This window comes from Enterobacter sp. KB-221C9 (genome assembly GCF_041320715.1).
Classification (GTDB): domain Bacteria; phylum Pseudomonadota; class Gammaproteobacteria; order Enterobacterales; family Enterobacteriaceae; genus Enterobacter; species Enterobacter asburiae_D.
Genome location: NZ_JBGIWG010000001.1, coordinates 344,439 through 363,153 on the forward strand (window position 1 = coordinate 344,439; position 18,715 = coordinate 363,153).

Below are 18,715 nucleotides of genomic sequence, written 5' to 3' on the forward strand. Positions count from 1 at the left end.
CACAATACCGATTTTCTCCGCGGTTGAAATCAGGCTAAAATGACAGTTTATCGCTAAAATCGGACAAACTGATGATTGGTCTGGGACTGGAAGGCTATGATCCCGATAGCCAGCACGATGCGGCCGTAGCGTTTCGCATCCGCGTGGTGGCGGAAGAACAATATATTCCCCGACATCATCACCGTAAGGGGCAGCTGATCCTGGCCCTCGGCGGCGCGATCACCTGCGAAGTGGAAAATGCCATGCTGATGGTTCCGCCCCAGTACGCCGTCTGGATCCCCGGCCAAATGCCGCACAGCAACAGGGCCACGCCGGGCGCGCAGCTCTGCTTTCTGTTCATTGAGCCGGGGGCGGCGAGCTTGCCCGACCGCTGCTGCACCCTGAAAATCTCTCCTCTGGTGCGGGAGCTGATTTTATCCCTGGCGGAAAAATCGCGTGAACAACTTCCTCTTGCGGCCACATCGCGTCTGGTGGACGTCCTGTTTGACGAGCTGCCGCTCCAGCGTCAGGAGCATCTGCAGCTGCCCGTCTCGCCCCATCCTAAAATTCGGCTGATGAGCGAGAAAATGGCGGAAGAGCCTGCCGCCTGGCAGACGCTGGCGCAGTGGGCGAGCCACTTCGCCATGAGCGAACGCAGCCTGGCGCGGCTGGTGGTGAAAGAGACCGGCTTAAGCTTTCGCCGCTGGCGTCACCAGCTGCAGCTGATCGTGGCGTTACAGCATTTGATTAGTGGGAAATCGGTACAGCAGGTGGCACAGTCACTGGGATATGACTCTACCACCGCGTTTATCACCATGTTCAGGAAGGGATTGGGCCAGACGCCGGCGCGTTATATGGCCAGCCTGACTACGACTTCCCGATAAACAGAGAGACAAGGCCTGCCGCAATCAGCGGCCCCACCGGAACGCCGCGAAACAGCGCCACGCCCAGAACGGTGCCCACCAGCAGGCCCGCCACCAGCGAGGGCTGGCTGCTCATCAGCGTAACGCCGCGTCCGCCCAGCCACGAAACAAAAACCCCCACCGCGATTGCCACCAGCGATTTCCAGTTTACAAACGAGTGCAGCAGGGTTGACGCGGGAAGCGTACCGCTGGCGATGGGCGCCATTACCCCGATGGTTAAAATGATGATCCCGATGGTGAGGCCTTGCTTTTCTATCCACGGGAAAAAGGTATTTAACGGGGTCACGCGAACAATAATCAGCACCAGAATCGAGATGGCGACGGTGGTGTTATGGCTGACAAAGCCGAGCGCGGCGAGTGCCAGAAGTATGAGCAGAGTAGGGTCAAACATAGGGAATCCTTGCCAAAATAATTAACCTGCTTACAGTACGCGCAAACGCGACGCAGGGCACTTTTAAAAAGATTTTATTGTTGTCATAACCTTGTCATTTACGCGGATTAAAACGGAGGGAGATATCGCAAAAGGGGTCGCCATCATGAACGATCACATGTTTGTTGAAACGCTGATTATCTCCTCATCGTTTTTCGCTATTGCCGTTATTCTCGTCGCCTCCGTGCTGTTCCTGGAAAGAAAAGGCTGACAGGGTCGCCAGCCATAGCGGTTACGCTTTATGGAAGTTCACAAGCTCAGGACGGGCGATGCGCAGGTAATCCTGGGTATCCATAATCACGGATTTCTCCAGCAGACCGGCGTTAAACGCGATTTCGTCAAAACGCTCGAACAGCAGCGGGTCGGCAACCAGTGCCAAATCAGGATGGAAGCTAAAGGGCGGGATAGCGCCGAAAACGCAGGCGGTCAGGGTATCGACCTCGGCCGGGCTGGCGAGGGAGGCCTTCAGCCCGCCAAAATGGCTGGCAAGCTGGCTCAGATCAGCCTGCAGATCGGCTGCGAGGATCGCCAGAACGTGTTTTTTTACACCGTTTCCCTTCACCTTGCAGACCAGGGCTTTTGCACCCTGGCGCAGATCGGTCCCGCGAATTTCACTTACCGCTTCACATTTCCCGACCGCCTCGTGCTCCATAACGCGAAACCGCGCGCCCTGCTCGGTAAGTAAGGTAATCAGTTGCTGGTGGGTTCCTGCCCCAATAACGTCGTCAGTCATAACGATTTCCCGGTGATAATCCAGTATGCAGCGTTCTACATTAGCACGGGATGAGCGGGGTCGAAAGAAAACAGCCAGCGGGTTCGCTGGCTGTTGGATTATGCGTTGCTGGTTGAAGATTGCTTATGGAACAGCTCTCTGAACACCGGATAAATATCATCCTGGTCACGGATATGCTGCATGGCAAAATTATCGAACATCGATTGCAGATGTTCATACTCCCGCCACAGGGTCTGGTGCGCGCGACGGGTGATTTCGATATAGCTGTAGTAACGCACCACCGGCAGAATTTTCTTCGCCAGAATCTCGTGACACAGCGGTGAGTCGTCGGCCCAGTTATCACCATCCGACGCCTGCGCGGCATAAATATTCCACTGCGACGGGTCGTAACGCTCTTTCACCACTTCATCCATCAGCTTCAGGGCGCTTGATACGATGGTCCCGCCGGTCTCCTGCGAGTAGAAGAACTCATGTTCATCCACCTCTTTCGCCTGAGTGTGGTGGCGGATATAGACCACCTCCACGTTCTTATAGGTTCTGCTCAGGAACAGGTAGAGCAGAATATAAAAACGCTTCGCCATGTCCTTAGTGGCCTGGTCCATCGAGCCTGAAACGTCCATCAGACAGAACATCACCGCCTGGCTGGAGGGCTCAGGGCGTTTTTCGTAGTTCTTGTAGCGCAGGTCAAAGGTGTCGATAAACGGTACCCGTTCGATCTTCGCCCTCAGTTCCGCAATCTCTTTACGCAGGCGCTCCTCTTCCAGCAGTTGCGCCGGTTCCGTGTTTTCCACGACCTTCAGGCTGCTCTCCAGCTCGCGCAGCTCGCGACGTTTGCCTGCCGTCATCGCCGTGCGTCGCGCCAGTGAATTCTGCAACGAACGCACGACGCTGATATTGGCGGGCACGCCGTTGGCGGTATAGCCCGCGCGATGGGTTTTATATTCATTAAGCTGACGATGCTGATTCTTTTTCAGGTTCGGCAGCGCCAGGTCTTCAAACAACAGGTCGAGATATTCATCCTTCGAAATCTGGAAGACAAATTCGTCCTGGCCTTCACCGTCCTGGCTGGCCTGTCCCTGACCGCTTCCTGAACCACCGCCGCCGCCCTGAGGACGCTCAATTCTGTCGTTCTGAACGAAGTGGTCATTACCTGGGTGTACGCGATGGCGCAGGCCGCCTCGCCCCTGATGAAACATCGGTTCGCTGATGTCATCGGTGGGGATGGAGACAGATTCGCCGCTGTCGACGTCGGTCACCGAGCGTTTGTTGATGGCCTCGGAGATAGACTGTTTAATTTGCGCTTTATAACGACGCAAGAAGCGCTGGCGGTTCACCGTGCTCTTGTTTTTGCCGTTAAGACGCCGGTCAATAAACCAGGTCATATACCCCCCGTACTGCATTTGCCAACTTGCATTTTGTAGGCCCGGCAAGCGCTAACCGCCACCGGGCACTTGTTTTAAGACGATTTACGCACGCGCAGATACCATTCGCAGAGCAGGCGGACCTGCTTGCGGGTGTAGCCTTTTTCCATCATACGGTCGACAAAATCGTCGTGCTTTTTCTGCTCATCGGTTGAGGTTTTGGCGTTAAACGAGATCACCGGCAGCAGCTCTTCGGTATTGGAGAACATCTTCTTCTCAATGACCGTGCGCAGCTTCTCGTAGCTGGTCCAGTTCGGATTGCGCCCGTTGTTATGCGCTCTGGCGCGCAGGACGAAGTTCACAATCTCGTTACGGAAGTCTTTCGGGTTGCTGATCCCGGCAGGCTTCTCGATTTTTTCCAGCTCCGCGTTCAGGGATTCACGGTCAAACAGCTGGCCGGTATCCGGGTCGCGGTACTCCTGGTCCTGGATCCAGAAGTCAGCATAGGTGACATAACGGTCGAAAATGTTCTGCCCGTATTCTGAATAGGATTCCAGGTAGGCCGTCTGGATCTCTTTGCCAATGAACTCGGCGTATTTCGGGATCAGGTAACCTTTGAGGAACTCAAGGTAGCGTTCAGCATGCTCCTGCGGGAACTGCTCGCGTTCGATTTGCTGCTCCAGCACGTAGAACAGATGAACCGGGTTGGCCGCCACTTCCGCATGGTCGAAGTTAAAGACGCGAGAGAGGATCTTAAACGCGAAACGCGTGGACAGGCCGTTCATCCCCTCATCAACCCCGGCATAGTCGCGGTATTCCTGATACGACTTCGCTTTCGGGTCGGTATCTTTCAGGCTTTCACCGTCATAGACGCGCATTTTCGAATAGATGCTGGAGTTTTCCGGCTCTTTCAGACGCGAAAGGATGGAGAAGCGTGACAGCGTTTCCAGCGTCCCGGGCGCGCAGGGGGCATGCACCAGCTCACTGTGGTTAAGCAGTTTCTCGTAAATTTTGATCTCTTCGGAGATCCGCAGGCAATAAGGCACCTTGACGATGTACACCCGGTCAAGGAAGGCCTCATTGTTTTTGTTATTACGGAAGGTCACCCATTCAGATTCGTTCGAGTGAGCGAGAATAATCCCGTTAAACGGCAGGGCGGAGATACCTTCCGTCCCGTTGTAGTTGCCTTCCTGGGTCGCCGTCAGCAGAGGATGCAGCACTTTAATCGGTGCTTTAAACATCTCGACGAATTCCATAATCCCCTGGTTCGCGCGGCACAGCGCGCCTGAGTAACCGTAGGCATCCGGATCGTTTTGCGCGAAGTTTTCCAGCTTGCGGATGTCGACTTTACCCACCAGCGCCGAGATATCCTGGTTGTTCTCATCGCCAGGTTCTGTTTTGGCGATGGCGATCTGTTCAAGGATAGATGGCCAGACTTTCACCACGCGGAATTTGGTGATATCGCCACCAAACTCGTGCAGGCGTTTTGCCGCCCACGGCGACATAATGGTGCCGAGGTAGCGGCGCGGGATGCCATACTCTTTGTCCAGAATCTGCGCATCTTCCTGCGGATTGAACAGGCACAGCGGATGGTCGTTCACCGGGCTGCGTTCACCATTGGCGCTCAGTACATAGATAGGGACGCGCTGCATCAGCGACTTCAGGCGTTCAGCCAGCGAGGATTTACCGCCACCCACCGGGCCGAGTAAATAGAGGATCTGTTTCTTCTCTTCCAGACCCTGAGCGGCATGCTTCAGATAGGAGACAATCTGTTCAATGGCATCTTCCATACCATAGAACTCTTCAAACGCCGGGTATCGGGCGACCACCCGATTCGAAAAGAGACGGGAAAGCCGAGGCTCCAGGGCGGTGTCAACCATGTTTGGCTCACCAATAGCCATCAATAGCCGTTCTGCCGCATTGGCATAGGCACTGCGATCTTGCCGACAGATGGTAAGAAACTCCTGCAGTGTGAACTCTTCGTCCTTGGCAGCTTCATAGCGCTGGCGATAGTGATCGAATATATTCATGGCATGCCGTCCTTTCGTTTTTTAGCACAGGATAAGAGCCGTTCGTATGAGTAGTGGAGGCTCCCGGAAGAGAATCTCTCGCACCTCACTGCCAGAGCAGCAACCTGTGTGCCAGGTCAGACGCTAAGAACCGCAGGTGTTCAGGAAAACTCTTCTTAAATTAAAGCGTAGATGGCATTTGCAAAACTTGCATGTCCAGAAAATCTACTTTCAATGACATATCAATAACTCATCCAAAAATTCCCACTGTCGTTATAAGACAAATGCACGTTTTTCATTCAGCGGTCATATAAATGAAAGCGGGCTGTCATCTGATAAGTTAAAAATAACGGGTTAATCAGACTGATTAGCAGGCAAAAAATTTTGGGATGTACGGGATTGGCGGTTACACTTCATCGGCTGATTATTTGACTACAGGAAAGAATGGATTGTGACCAAACTCAAACTTCTGGCATTAGGCATCCTTGCCGCGACCGCAGTGAACACCGCACAGGCGGAAAGTCAGTGGACGGTTGGCGCGGGTGTTGGCGTCATTAACAGCCCGTACAAACAGTATGACCGTGATGTTTACCCTGTTCCCGTTATCACCTATGAAGGCGATAACGTCTGGTTCCGCGGGCTCGGCGGCGGCTACTATCTCTGGAACGATACGGCCGATAAGCTCTCTATCATGGCCTACTACGATCCGACGCACTTCAAGCCGGGTGACAGCGACAGCCACGCGCTTCGCCAGCTCGACAAGCGCAAAAGCTCGATGATGGCCGGGCTCTCATACGTGCATAACACCCAGTATGGCTTCCTGCGTACGGCCCTTGCGGGTGATACGCTGGATAACAGCAACGGCTTTATCTGGGATCTGGCGTGGTTATATCGCTATACCAACGGTGGGCTGACTCTGACGCCGGGTATCGGTGTGCAATACAACAGCGAGAACTACAACGACTACTACTACGGCGTCTCTAAAAACGAGTCCCGCCGCAGTGGTCTGAAAAGTTATAGTGCCGATGACGGCTGGGATCCTTACCTGGAGCTGACCGCGAGCTACAACTTCCTTGGCGACTGGAGCGTGTACGGTACCGGCCGTTACGAGCGTCTGAGCGACGAAGTGAAGGATAGCCCGATGGTCGACAAATCCTGGGCAGGTATTTTCTCTGTCGGCGTGAGCTACAAGTTCTGATTGCGCACTAATATCGTGCAATTGATGCATTAAAACGGGGCGCTTGCGCCCCGTTTGCTTTAGTGTGGTGCAGTGAAGCGGGGGAGGTGAAATGCCTTAGCGTTTCACAATCTTAATTGTCTGCCCTAAACGAGACGGCTTTTCGTCACTCGCTTTTTGCGGCGTGCTCACGCAGGCCGTTTCCACACAGACAAACGTTTTATACCCTTCATCCGTCATGTCGGCCATGCTGACGGACAGCGCCGGACCCGGGTTCCAGCCCACCACGTCGCTGTGATGATGATGAACCACTTCAATTCCGCGGTTCAGCGCGCCGTCGTGGATCACGCTGCACGCTTCCGGGTGCAGGTAGACGCGGTCGGTACGGTCAGGGAACGTCTGTACGCCATCGCTCAGTTTACCTTCTTTGGCGTTATCCACTTTGTCGATAAAGGTATCGCCAAGACCGCTCACCTTCACTGCGCTGATGTCACCCACGTTGAAGTAGGTGTGCAGGGCTGCGGTGGTTTCAAACTCACCGTGGGCTTCCAGTTCGATTTCACAGGTTTTGCCCAGCTTAAAGCGGGCGTACAGGGTGAAATCGTGCGGCCAGAGGGCGCGGGTTTCATCATTAGCCTGCAACTCAAAGGTCAGCACGGCGCCGTTGTCATCTTCATTATGCGCTTTCAGCGTCCACTGCTGGTTACGGGCAAACCCGTGAGACGGTAAACCCGGCTGTGCGGACGGGCCGAACCACGGCCAGCAGATCGGCACGCCACCGCGAATAGCTGCCCCTTTTTTGAAGGAGGTCGCATCGCTCAGCCACAGACCTTCGGCTTCGCCTTCCGGTTTCCAGGAAAGCAGGTGGGCGCCGTTCAGCGCCACGGACGCTTTGACGCGCGGATGGTCAACGACGATAACGTCGGCACCGTCAATCTGACGGCGGGAGAGCACAGGGGTAAGTTGTTCGACTACCGGAAGTGCAAAAATTTTATTAATCATTAAGCAATCCTCTGTCTTATAAATAAAAAAAGGCGACCGAAGTCGCCTTTTTGGATCAAGCACTCATCTCAACTTATTTGGAGATGTGAGCGATCAGGTCCAGTACTTTGTTAGAGTAGCCGGTTTCGTTGTCGTACCAGGATACCAGTTTAACGAAGTTGTCGTTCAGTGCGATACCTGCTTTAGCATCGAATACTGAAGTGCAGATTTCGCCGTTGAAATCGGTAGATACAACGTCGTCTTCGGTGTAGCCCAGAACGCCTTTCATTGCGCCTTCGGAAGCAGCTTTGATTGCTTTCTTAATTTCTTCATAAGAAGCAGCTTTTTCCAGACGAACGGTCAGGTCAACAACGGATACGTTAGGAGTTGGAACGCGGAACGCCATACCAGTCAGTTTGCCATTCAGTTCTGGCAGTACTTTACCTACAGCTTTAGCAGCACCGGTAGAGGATGGGATGATGTTCTGAGCCGCGCCACGGCCGCCGCGCCAGTCTTTGTGAGACGGGCCATCAACGGTTTTCTGAGTAGCGGTGGTCGCGTGAACGGTAGTCATCAGACCTTCGATGATGCCGAAGTTGTCGTTGATAACTTTAGCCAGCGGTGCCAGGCAGTTGGTGGTACAGGATGCGTTAGACACGATATCCTGGCCAGCGTAAGTTTCGAAGTTTGCACCACGAACGAACATTGGGGTGTTGTCTTTGGAAGGACCAGTCAGAACAACTTTCTTCGCACCCGCAGTGATGTGTTTACGTGCAGTTTCGTCGGTCAGGAAGATACCGGTTGCTTCAGCAACAACGTCAACACCGATTTCGTTCCATTTCAGGTTAGCTGGGTCTTTTTCAGCAGTAACGCGGATGGTTTTGCCATTAACAACCAGGTGGCCGTCTTTCACTTCAACGGTGCCGTCGAAACGACCGTGAGTTGAGTCGTACTTCAGCATGTACGCCATGTATTCAGCGTCCAGGAGATCGTTGATACCAACGATTTCGATGTCAGAACGTTTCTGAGCAGCACGGAAAACAATACGGCCGATACGGCCAAAACCGTTGATACCTACTTTGATAGTCATATATTCCACCAGCTATTTGTTAGTGAATAAAAGGTTGCCTGTAAAATTACAAAAACCTTACGCAGCGTCAAGCGGAATCGTGTCAATCATTGCGACAAATCAATCCTGTGACTAACGTTTGTGCGACTGACTCGCCTCACTTTCCCTTTGAGCTTGCAACCAAATGGGGGCTGCGCCCGGGATTTTAAAGTCCCCGCAGGATAAAAATGTGAGAATGATCACAATTGCCTGACCGCCTTTTCGCGACACATAAGTTTAGATCAAAAGTGCACGCAAGGGTGTTAATGTTTTGTTAGAATCCGGGTTAAAAGATGTCTGTTTCTACAGCGAGATGTAAGCATATGTCGAACCAACGTAACCCTGAAGATTTGAAAAAAAACCTCACAGAAATGCAGTTTTACGTGACGCAGAATCACGGGACGGAACCGCCGTTCACCGGGCGTTTGCTGCACAACAAGCGAGACGGCGTCTACCACTGCCTGGTCTGTGATGCGCCCCTGTTCAATTCACAAACGAAATTTGATTCTGGCTGCGGCTGGCCGAGTTTCTACGAGCCGGTGAGCGATGAGGCCATCCGCTACCTGACCGACTCGTCGCACGGCATGGTGCGCACGGAAATTCGCTGCGGCAACTGCGATGCGCACCTTGGGCACGTCTTCCCGGATGGCCCTCAGCCCACGGGCGAGCGTTTTTGCGTGAACTCAGCCTCAATGAGCTTCACTGACGACGAAAACGGCGACCAGGTGAAGGGTTGAAAAAACGATTCAGCAAATTATTCCTTTAAAAGGGCGCGATTGTGAATATTGATGACATGATTAGCGGTATGACGCCGGAGATTTATCAGCGTCTGGTGACCGCCGTAGAGCTGGGAAAATGGCCCGATGGCGTCGCGCTGACGCCGGAGCAAAAAGAGAACAGCCTGCAGCTGGTGATGCTGTGGCAGGCGCGCAATAACACCGACGCGCAGCACATGACTATCGACACCCAGGGCCAGATGGTGATGAAGAGCAAGCGCGAGCTGAAAGAAGACTTCGGCATCACGCCGAAGCCGATTGCGACGATGAAAATGCAATAACGGTGGGGGTTGATGCCCTCACCCAACCCTCTCCCCGTGGGAGAGGGCTTGATTGTCTTACTACTTGTGCGGGATCCCGAGCGACTCCGCCAGCTGTTTCGCTAACTGATTGTTGTCATCAGCCCCGTACTCCCAGAACATCGCTCCGGCGAGACCTTTCTCTTTGATGTAGTCCGCTTTGATCGCAACAGAACGTGGGTTCTCATACGAAATCGCAAACAGCGCGTTGCCATCGGCACCCTTCACCGAGAGCCACGGCACTTTCGCCTGGTCGTCCCAGTGCTCGGTAAAGCGCTTCTGCGGATCGTTCAACAGCTTTTTCACGATATCGTTGTATTTCACGTAGGTATCTTTGGTCAGGTCATAGCCGAGGGACTTGAACAACCCGATCTCCTGAGCCCCGAAGTAAGGTTGAGTGACCGGATTTTTTTGCGCATCCGGTTTCGTCCAGTCGATCCCCGGCTCTACGGCGCGTTTCGGCACGCGGCCATAGAAACCAATCCCGAGGTTCATCTGCTGAGGCTTCAGCCCGGCGGCCAGATAGTTGTTCACCACAAAATCCACGCTGTATTTGTCTGCGGCAGCCACCGTCGGCCAGGCGCTGGAGTCATACAGGTTGGCATTGAAGTACTGCGTACCGTATGCCATGTCGTAGGTCATCAGGTTGATGTAGTCGAGCAGGGGCGCGATGGCTTTGATATCCACCCAGCTTTTCGGACTTTCTGCATTCGCGCCTACCGCAATGGTCACCAGCTTTTTATGCCCGAACGCCGCGCGCATCTCTTTCAGCAGGGCGGTGAAGTTATCCCGGTCGGCGGGCTGGCTTGCGACCAGACCCCAGGCGCCGTTGACCGGATACTCCCAGTCGAGATCGATCCCGTCCAGGCCGTATTTGTCGACAATCTCCTGCGCGGAGCGGATAAACACCGCGCGCGTCTCTTTGGTTGCCGCTGCGCCAGAGAAGCCACGCGCACCCCAGCCGCCAACAGAAAGCAGCACTTTGAGGTTCGGGTTTTGCTTACGCAGGGTCGGGATGAGGGCCAGATCGGCGGCGACTTTTGGCGATAGCCAGATCTGATGCAGCTTTGCCGGATCTTTTAGCGCAGCGTTGGTTTCGTCTTTTTCGTCGTTATAGACCAGACCAAACGAGTAGTTCAGGTGGGTGATCTGGCGAACGTCTAATTTATTGATATCGCCACCCGGTCCGGCGGTGACATCGCCACCCCCGTTAAAGTAGCCCACGGACATCAGGGTACTGGCGGAGGCAACTGACGCGCAAAGCAAGGGTAATGCTGCCAGCAAGGGCAAACGTTTCATACAAGTTCCTCTTTGACTAAACAAAACGACCACGCCACAGAAAAGGCGTGGCGAAAAAACAGCCTGACGAGAATAGCATTGCCGCTTCGCTGTGGATGCGAGGGAGTTCACTTTATGGGGATTGGGGAAGAAATGCCGGGTGGCGCTGCGCTTACCCGGCCTACAAAACCAGAGAAAGTAGGCCGGGTAAGGCGAAGCCGCCACCCGGCTTAAAGGCTTACGCCTGCGTCTCCAGCCAGTCTTCGAGCGTATACAGCGTCGCGCCTTCCGCAGCCATATCCATAAACGCCTGAGCGCTGTCCTGCGGGTGAATGTTCACCCCGCGGCAGCCGTCGGTGATGACGCTGACGGTATAACCTAACTGGAGCGCATCGAGCACGGTAAACTTCACGCAGTAGTCCGTTGCCAGGCCCAGCACAATCAGCTCCGTGATTTCATGGTGACGTAACCACGCGTCCAGCGCCGTTTTCTGGCGATGCCCGTTATCAAAAAACGCGCTATAGCTGTCGATAGCCGGGTTTTCACCTTTATGGAACACCGCGTCGATGGCTTTCTGATTCAGGAGCGGATGCAGCTCCGCGCCTTCCGTCTGCTGTACGCAGTGAACCGGCCAGAAGGTTTGCGCCAGCCCGTCGAGTTCTCCCTGAGTGAAAGGCTCGACGTCGTGCTGGCTGGCAAAGCTGCCGTGGTTCGCCGGGTGGCAGTCCTGGCTTGCAACAACCGCTTCGCCGCGGGCTTTGCACCAGTCCATCAGCGTGTTTGCCACGTCAACGGTGCTGTCACCTTCGGCGACGGCCAGGGCACCGCCCGCGCAGAAATCATTTTGCAAATCGACCAGTAGCAGGGCGCGTTGCTTCATGAGGACTCCTTATTCGTCCGGGGTCAGCTCGCCGCGCAGGTTTTGCATCATCGCGCTGCGAATGGACTGAATGTCCAGATCCTGACTCAGTAAATAGTGAAGTTTAGTCAGCGTTGCCTCAACGGTCATATCGAAGCCGCTGATAACACCCGCATGCGCCAGCGCGTTACCGGTGGCATAGCCGCCCATGTTGACCTTTCCGGACATACACTGGGTCAGGTTCACGACCACAATTCCTCGCTCGCTGGCTTCCTGAAGCTCTTTCAGGAATTCGCCGTTCTGCGGCGCATTGCCTACGCCATAGGAGCGCAGAATCAGCGCTTTCACCGGCTGGCGAAGGAAGTTACGCACCACGTCGGCAGAGATACCCGGGTAGATAGTGACCACGCCAATCGGTTGCGGAGTAATCGGATGCACAATCAGCTCGCCGGCGGTGTTCGGCGCAGGCGGCGTGCCCAGACGACGGATATGAATCCCGGCCTCCAGCAGCGGCTGCAGGTTAGGGGAGGCGAAGGCGTTAAAGCCGTCGGCATGGGCTTTGGTGGTGCGGTTGCCGCGATAGAGACGGTTATTAAAGAACAGCGACACTTCGTTGATCGGGTAATTCGCCGCCACGTACAGGGAGTTCAGCAGGTTGATCTGCCCGTCCGAGCGCAGCTCCGCCAGCGGGATTTGCGACCCGGTGACGATAACCGGCTTGCTCAGATTCTCCAGCATGAAGGAGAGCGCCGAGGCGGTAAACGCCATGGTGTCGGTGCCGTGCAGGATCACGAAGCCGTCGTACTGGTCGTAATGGGCTTTAATGTCATCCGCGATGTGCTGCCAGTCTTCCGGCGTCATGTCGGAGGAGTCCATCAGCGGCTCGTATTCGTGGATGGTGAAGTCAGGCATTTCCGGACGGTGGAATTCTGGCATCAGCGCAAGCTGACGCTGAAGGTGGCCAGAGACGGGGATATAGCCGTTTTCAGAGCGCTGCATACCGATGGTACCGCCAGTGTAGGCTACATAAATCGATTTCTTCTGCATGGTAGTGAGTTCTTGTTCTTCAAAAGAAAAAAATCCCCTCTTCGCGGGAAGAGGGGACGGTTTTTAACGGACGTTCGCGCAGGTCAGGCAAAACGCATAACGACTCTGTGGATCGTTAAAGGCCGCGAGCTTATCGCTTTCCGCCTTCATCGCTTTCGCTGCCGTGGCGACCGGCGCAGGCAGGTAAGCCTGCATCGCCTCCGGCAACATGGCGCGTACCGAGCCGGACATGCTGTCCATGACCATATCGAAGAACGACGGTTCGTCCTGGTAATACTCGATATGCCACTGCTTGAGTTTCGCCAGCTCGGCGGCTTTCTTCACCGCGTCATCGAAGTCGCCCAGGCTGTCGACCAGACCGTTGCTCTTCGCATCCTGGCCGGTCCAGACGTGGCCCTGTGCGATCTGATCAATCTGCTCAGGCGTCTTTTTACGCGAGTCCGCTACCAGGGTGATAAAGCGTTTATAGCCGTTCTCAATGCTGAGCTGCATCATCTCAGAGACTTCCGGCGGCAGAGATTTGGTCACCGACACGTCCGCCAGCGGAGAGGTAGCCACGCCATCGGTATGCACGCCCAGAGAATCCAGGCTGTTCTCCACGGTGTTGATCACCCCGAAGATGCCAATCGAACCGGTCAGCGTGCTTGGGTTGGCCACGATGTAGTTGGCTGGCGTTGAGATCCAGTAACCCCCGGAGGCGGCCATTCCGCCCATGGATACGACGACCGGCTTGCCGGCGGCGCGCGCCGCGGCCAGTTCAGCGCGGATCACCTCGGAGGCGCTGACGCTGCCGCCAGGGCTGTTCACCCGCAGGACAATCGCTTTCACTTTCGGATCCAGGCGAGCATCGCGGATCTGTGACGCGGTTGTATCGCCGCCCACGTTCCCCGGAGTCTCCTGACCGTCCATGATGGCGCCGTTTGCAAACACCACCGCGACGCTGTTACCGCTGTCATCCGGCTTTTTCGTCGAGTAATCATACATGCTGATGGCGCTGTAATTTTTATCCTCTTTGCTCCAGCCAAACTGCTTGCTCAGGGATTTTTCAATCTCGGCGCTGGTGCCCAGGGCATCAACCAGTTTGTTATCCAGCGCATATTTCGCGGTATCACCGTCAACCTTACGCAGGCCTTCGAGCACGCCCTGTGCGCCCGGGAACGCCTGCTCGGGCGTAATCTGGCGGTTGGCGGCAACGGTGCCCAGATAGTTCTGCCACAGCTCGCCAATCCAGCGGCTGTCCGCTTCGCGGGCGGCAGGGGACATATCGTCGCGAATAAACGGCTCGACGGCTGATTTATACGTACCGACGCGGAAGACGTGGGTGGTGACCTTCAGCTTGTCGAGCAGAGATTTATAGTACAGGCCGTTGGTGGCAAAGCCGTGCAGATCCACCGTGCCCTGCGGAGAGAGCCAGATTTTATTGGCGAAGCTCGCCAGATAATATTGCCCCTGGCTGTAGCTGTCGCCCACGGCAATCACCGGCTTGCCGCTGTCGCGGAATTCGCGCAGCGCTTTACCGATGTACTGCATTGAAGGCTGATCGCCTCCGGCAAAATCTTTCAGATCCAGCACGATCCCGGTGATGTTACGGTCGTCTTTGGCCTGGCGGATGGTATCGACGATATCGAACAGGGAATTTTCCTGCAGACGATCTGAGGTTGCGCCAAACAGCTGGCGACCAATCACGCTCAGGCGGCTGCTGGTGGACGGCTTATCAACGATAACGCCGGTGATATCGAGTAATAGCGCGCCGCGCGTTGAATGCTGCGCCTGATTCGCGCTGCTGATATGCATCCAGATGCCCGCGCAAACCAGAACCAGGAAGATGAAGAAGATATTCATCACCAGGTTGCGGACGAAGTTGAGCAGTCTCCACGTCCATTTAAAGAAACCGGCAAAGATTCGCCAAAGGGTTCGCATGTATTCTCCCTAACCAGAAAATGACTGTTTCCGTCGCCACTGGACGGTAATGTTGGGTTATCGTAATGACCCAACCGCCACTTGTCAGCAGGAATCGCCTGCCAGGCTGTAACAAAATCTGCCGTCGTGTTAATTTTGTGAGTAAATTTCAAGAAAGGAGTTAACCAATGGACGCACTCGAACTGCTTGTTAACCGCCGTAGCGCTTCCCGTCTGGCCGAACCTGCCCCGGCAGGCGAGCAGCTGGAGAATATTCTGCGTGCCGGCATGCGTGCCCCCGATCACGGCACGCTGCAGCCGTGGCACTTCTTTGTGATTGAAGGCGAAGGCCGCGATCGCTTCAGCCAGCTGCTGGAGCAGGGCGCGGTTGCCGCCGGGCAGGATGAGAAAGGTATCGACAAGGCGCGCAATGCCCCGTTCCGCGCCCCGATGATCGTCACCGTCGTGGCCAAATGCCAGGCCGACCATAAGGTGCCGGTCTGGGAGCAGGAAATGTCCGCAGGCTGTGCGGTGATGGCGATGCAAATGGCCGCCGTCGCGCAGGGTTTTAACGGGATCTGGCGCACCGGTGCGCTGACCGAAAGCCCGGCGGTTCGTGACGGTTTTGGCTGCGGCGAGCATGACAAAATTGTCGGCTTCCTCTATCTCGGCACCCCGCAGCTTAAAGCCTCCAGCACCATCAGCGTGCCGGACACCACGCCTTTCGTCAGCCGTTTCTGATAACGCACGCTAAACTGTCTGGATTCTGAGCATCTGCCGCAGAATTCAGACAGTCATACTTACCTCTTTATGGAATGAGCGCTACCATAGCGCGATTGAGATGACAGGAGACGTCCATGAGCGAGCAAACCATTCGTTTAACGCAGTACAGCCACGGAGCCGGTTGCGGTTGTAAAATTTCCCCGAAGGTGCTGGAGACCATCCTGCACAGTGAACAGGCGAAGTTTGTCGACCCGAACCTGCTTGTCGGCAACGAAACGCGTGACGATGCTGCAGTTTATGACTTAGGTAACGGCACCAGCATTATCAGCACCACTGACTTCTTTATGCCGATTGTCGACAACCCGTTCGACTTCGGTCGCATTGCGGCCACCAACGCCATCAGCGATATCTTCGCTATGGGCGGCAAGCCGATCATGGCGATTGCCATTCTGGGCTGGCCGATCAACACCATCCCGCCGGAAGTGGCTCGTGAAGTGATTGATGGCGGTCGTTTTGCCTGCCAGCAGGCGGGGATTGCGCTGGCCGGTGGTCACTCTATTGATGCGCCTGAACCGATCTTTGGCCTGGCCGTCACCGGCGTGGTGCCGACCGAACGCGTGAAGCGCAACAGCACCGCGCAGCCGGGCTGCAAACTGTTCCTTACCAAACCGCTGGGCATTGGCGTGCTGACAACCGCCGAGAAAAAATCGCTGCTGAAACCGGAGCACAAAGGCCTGGCAACGGAAGTCATGTGCCAGATGAACCTCGCCGGTGCGGCATTCGCCAATATCGACGGCGTGAAGGCGATGACCGACGTCACCGGTTTTGGTCTGCTGGGGCACCTCTCTGAAGTGTGTCAGGGCGCGGGCGTGCAGGCGCAGGTCTGGTATCAGGACGTGCCGAAGCTGCCGGGCGTGGAGGAGTATATTGCTCAGGGCGCGGTCCCGGGCGGTACCCAGCGCAACTTCGCCAGCTACGGTCACCTGATGGGCGAAATGCCCGAGGAGTGGCGCAACCTGCTGTGCGATCCGCAAACCTCCGGCGGCCTGCTTCTGGCAGTCACGCCTGAGTCCGAAGCCGAGGTACAGGCGACTGCCGCCGAGTTTGGCATTACCCTGACGGCGATCGGTGAGCTGGTGACCGCGCGCGGTGGCCGACCGATGATTGAGATCCGTTAATTCGATGCGGTTGTTTATTGCCGAAAAGCCGAGCCTGGCCCGCGCCATCGCCGACGTGCTGCCTAAACCGCATCGCAAAGGTGACGGCTTTATCGAATGCGGTAACGGGCAGGTGGTCACCTGGTGTATTGGTCACCTGCTTGAGCAGGCGCAGCCGGATGTCTATGACAGCCGCTACGCCCGCTGGAATTTGAACGATCTGCCCATCGTGCCGGAAAAATGGCGCCTGCAGCCCCGACCTTCGGTCACCAAACAGCTTAACGTGATCAAGCGCTTCCTTCATGACGCCGCTGAAATAGTGCACGCGGGTGACCCGGACAGGGAAGGACAGCTGCTGGTGGATGAGGTGCTTGACTACCTGGAGCTGGCGCCGGAAAAGCGCCAGCAGGTGCAGCGCTGCCTGATCAACGACCTCAACCCGCAGGCCGTCGAGCGGGCGATTTCGCGCCTGCGCGCCAACAGCGAGTTTATTCCGCTGTGCGTCTCGGCTTTAGCCCGCGCCCGCGCCGACTGGCTGTACGGCATCAACATGACCCGCGCTTACACCATTCTTGGGCGCAACGCGGGCTATCAGGGCGTGCTCTCCGTAGGCCGTGTCCAGACGCCGGTGCTGGGGCTGGTGGTGCGTCGTGATGAAGAGATTGAGAACTTCGTCGCCAAAGATTTCTTTGAAGTGAAAGCGCATATCGTCACGCCTAAAGACGAACGCTTTACCGCCGTCTGGCAGCCGAGCGATGCCTGCGAATCGTATCAGGATGAAGAGGGGCGTTTGCTGCACCGTCCGCTGGCGGATCATGTGGTTAATCGCATTACCGGGCAGCCCGCTATCGTCACCAGCTATAACGATAAACGGGAATCAGAACCCGCGCCGCTGCCGTTTTCGCTTTCTGCACTTCAGATTGAGGCGGCCAAAAAGTTTGGCTTGAGCGCGCAGAACGTGCTGGATATCTGCCAGAAGCTCTACGAAACCCATAAGCTCATCACCTATCCGCGTTCGGACAGCCGCTATCTGCCGGAGGAGCACTTTGCCGGACGCCACTCGGTGATGAACGCCATTAGCGTGCACGCGCCGGATCTGCTGCCGCAGCCGATCGTGAATCCGGACACCCACAACCGCTGCTGGGATGACAAAAAGGTGGATGCCCACCACGCGATTATCCCGACGGCCCGCGCCAGCAACGTCAACCTGACGGATAACGAAGCGAAGGTGTATAACCTGATCGCCCGTCAGTACCTGATGCAGTTCTGCCCGGACGCCGTATTCCGCAAGTGCGTGATCGAGCTTGAGATTGCCAAAGGCAAGTTTATCGCCAAAGCGCGTTTCCTCGCTGAAGCAGGCTGGCGCACGCTGCTGGGGAATAAAGAGCGCGACGAAGAGAACGACGGCACGCCGCTGCCGGTGGTCGCCAAAGATGACGAACTGCTGTGCGAGAAGGGCGAAGTGGTTGAACGTCAGACCCAGCCGCCGCGCCATTTCACCGATGCGACGCTGCTGTCGGCGATGACCGGGATCGCCCGGTTTGTTCAGGATAAAGATCTGAAGAAGATCCTGCGCGCCACCGACGGTCTGGGTACGGAAGCAACCCGCGCGGGGATCATCGAACTGCTCTTTAAGCGCGGCTTCCTGGAGAAAAAGGGACGCTACATCCACTCAACGGAACCGGGCCGGGCGCTGATCCACTCTCTGCCGGAGCTGGCCGCCAGGCCGGACATGACCGCACACTGGGAATCGGTGCTGACGCAGATCAGCGAGAAGCAGTGCCGCTATCAGGACTTTATGCAGCCGCTGGTCGGGACGCTTTACCAGCTGATCGATCAGGCGCGCAGCACGCCGGTGAAAACGTTCAGAGGGATGGTTGCACCCGGGGGCGGCGCGAAGAAACCGTTTAAAAAGAAAAAGAGCGCGGCGGCCTCTTAAACCGTAGGCCGGGTAAGGCGAAGCCGCCACCCGGCGAA

18 protein-coding genes are annotated in these 18,715 nt (G+C 55.9%); 8 read left to right on the forward strand and 10 right to left on the reverse strand.

Features of this window, described 5'->3' with window-relative positions; all coding sequences use genetic code 11:
* The first annotated feature begins 71 nt into the window (after nt 1-71).
* Nucleotides 72-863: a helix-turn-helix domain-containing protein gene (locus tag AB8846_RS01670; protein ID WP_063142868.1), complete on the forward strand. Its 792-nt coding sequence runs from the start codon at nt 72-74 to the stop codon at nt 861-863.
* Here the strand turns inward: AB8846_RS01670 and AB8846_RS01675 are convergent.
* Nucleotides 847-1,293: a DUF441 domain-containing protein gene (locus AB8846_RS01675; RefSeq protein ID WP_003857881.1), complete on the reverse strand. Its 447-nt coding sequence runs from the start codon at nt 1,291-1,293 to the stop codon at nt 847-849. The genes AB8846_RS01670 and AB8846_RS01675 overlap by 17 nt on opposite strands.
* A gap of 145 nt (nt 1,294-1,438) precedes the next feature.
* Here AB8846_RS01675 and yoaI point away from each other — a divergent pair, with 145 nt between their 5' ends.
* Nucleotides 1,439-1,543 (forward strand): small membrane protein YoaI, encoded by a 105-nt coding sequence (yoaI, locus tag AB8846_RS01680; protein ID WP_010430055.1) that lies wholly within the window; start codon nt 1,439-1,441, stop codon nt 1,541-1,543.
* A gap of 21 nt (nt 1,544-1,564) precedes the next feature.
* Here yoaI and AB8846_RS01685 read toward each other — a convergent pair whose 3' ends face one another.
* From AB8846_RS01685 to yeaG, 3 genes are all read right to left on the reverse strand, one after another.
* A complete protein-coding gene (locus AB8846_RS01685; RefSeq protein ID WP_029739834.1) occupies nt 1,565-2,065 on the reverse strand; it encodes a YbaK/prolyl-tRNA synthetase associated domain-containing protein in 501 nt (166 codons plus the stop codon).
* A 98-nt stretch (nt 2,066-2,163) separates the two neighbouring features.
* Nucleotides 2,164-3,447, reverse strand: coding sequence for a YeaH/YhbH family protein (locus tag AB8846_RS01690; RefSeq protein WP_024908577.1), 1,284 nt, complete (start codon nt 3,445-3,447; stop codon nt 2,164-2,166).
* A gap of 74 nt (nt 3,448-3,521) precedes the next feature.
* Complete coding sequence (gene yeaG, locus AB8846_RS01695) at nt 3,522-5,456, reverse strand: protein kinase YeaG (protein WP_063142870.1); 1,935 nt, start codon at nt 5,454-5,456, stop codon at nt 3,522-3,524.
* Nucleotides 5,457-5,886: 430 nt separating this feature from the next.
* Between yeaG and AB8846_RS01700 the strand changes: the two genes are divergently transcribed.
* Nucleotides 5,887-6,633: a MipA/OmpV family protein gene (locus AB8846_RS01700; protein WP_024908575.1), complete on the forward strand. Its 747-nt coding sequence runs from the start codon at nt 5,887-5,889 to the stop codon at nt 6,631-6,633.
* Nucleotides 6,634-6,729: 96 nt separating this feature from the next.
* Here AB8846_RS01700 and AB8846_RS01705 read toward each other — a convergent pair whose 3' ends face one another.
* Entirely contained in the window at nt 6,730-7,614 is an 885-nt protein-coding gene (locus AB8846_RS01705) for a D-hexose-6-phosphate mutarotase (protein ID WP_370731858.1), read from the reverse strand.
* Nucleotides 7,615-7,687: 73 nt separating this feature from the next.
* Nucleotides 7,688-8,683, reverse strand: a complete 996-nt coding sequence (gene gapA, locus AB8846_RS01710; protein WP_023311257.1) for a glyceraldehyde-3-phosphate dehydrogenase — start codon at nt 8,681-8,683, stop codon at nt 7,688-7,690.
* 341 nt (nt 8,684-9,024) lie between these two features.
* On the opposite strand from gapA, the gene msrB reads away from it, so the two are divergent.
* Both msrB and AB8846_RS01720 read left to right on the forward strand, forming a co-directional pair.
* Nucleotides 9,025-9,438 (forward strand): peptide-methionine (R)-S-oxide reductase MsrB, encoded by a 414-nt coding sequence (msrB, locus tag AB8846_RS01715; protein WP_024908573.1) that lies wholly within the window; start codon nt 9,025-9,027, stop codon nt 9,436-9,438.
* Nucleotides 9,439-9,494: 56 nt separating this feature from the next.
* On the forward strand, nt 9,495-9,758 hold the full coding sequence (locus AB8846_RS01720) for a YeaC family protein (protein ID WP_196239757.1): 264 nt from the start codon (nt 9,495-9,497) through the stop codon (nt 9,756-9,758).
* 60 nt (nt 9,759-9,818) lie between these two features.
* Here AB8846_RS01720 and AB8846_RS01725 read toward each other — a convergent pair whose 3' ends face one another.
* The 4 genes from AB8846_RS01725 to sppA all read right to left on the reverse strand — a co-directional run bounded on the left by AB8846_RS01725 (nt 9,819) and on the right by sppA (nt 14,880).
* The gene (locus AB8846_RS01725) at nt 9,819-11,075 is read right to left on the reverse strand and encodes a glycoside hydrolase family 18 protein (RefSeq protein WP_063142872.1); all 1,257 of its coding nucleotides are present in this window, start codon (nt 11,073-11,075) and stop codon (nt 9,819-9,821) included.
* 217 nt (nt 11,076-11,292) lie between these two features.
* Nucleotides 11,293-11,934 carry a bifunctional nicotinamidase/pyrazinamidase gene (gene pncA, locus AB8846_RS01730; RefSeq protein WP_370731859.1) on the reverse strand — a complete coding sequence of 214 codons (642 nt, stop codon included), beginning with the start codon at nt 11,932-11,934 and terminating at the stop codon, nt 11,293-11,295.
* A gap of 9 nt (nt 11,935-11,943) precedes the next feature.
* Nucleotides 11,944-12,960, reverse strand: a complete 1,017-nt coding sequence (ansA, locus tag AB8846_RS01735) for an asparaginase (protein ID WP_063142874.1) — start codon at nt 12,958-12,960, stop codon at nt 11,944-11,946.
* Between the two features lie 63 nt (nt 12,961-13,023).
* Nucleotides 13,024-14,880 carry a signal peptide peptidase SppA gene (sppA, locus tag AB8846_RS01740; protein WP_370731860.1) on the reverse strand — a complete coding sequence of 619 codons (1,857 nt, stop codon included), beginning with the start codon at nt 14,878-14,880 and terminating at the stop codon, nt 13,024-13,026.
* A 167-nt stretch (nt 14,881-15,047) separates the two neighbouring features.
* On the opposite strand from sppA, the gene AB8846_RS01745 reads away from it, so the two are divergent.
* The 3 genes from AB8846_RS01745 (at nt 15,048) to AB8846_RS01755 (ending at nt 18,677) form a co-directional block, all read left to right on the forward strand.
* Complete coding sequence (locus AB8846_RS01745) at nt 15,048-15,599, forward strand: NAD(P)H nitroreductase (protein WP_063142876.1); 552 nt, start codon at nt 15,048-15,050, stop codon at nt 15,597-15,599.
* 116 nt (nt 15,600-15,715) lie between these two features.
* A complete protein-coding gene (selD, locus tag AB8846_RS01750) occupies nt 15,716-16,759 on the forward strand; it encodes a selenide, water dikinase SelD (protein WP_063142877.1) in 1,044 nt (347 codons plus the stop codon).
* 4 nt (nt 16,760-16,763) lie between these two features.
* Nucleotides 16,764-18,677: a DNA topoisomerase III gene (locus AB8846_RS01755; protein WP_370731861.1), complete on the forward strand. Its 1,914-nt coding sequence runs from the start codon at nt 16,764-16,766 to the stop codon at nt 18,675-18,677.
* Nucleotides 18,678-18,715: the final 38 nt, after the last annotated feature.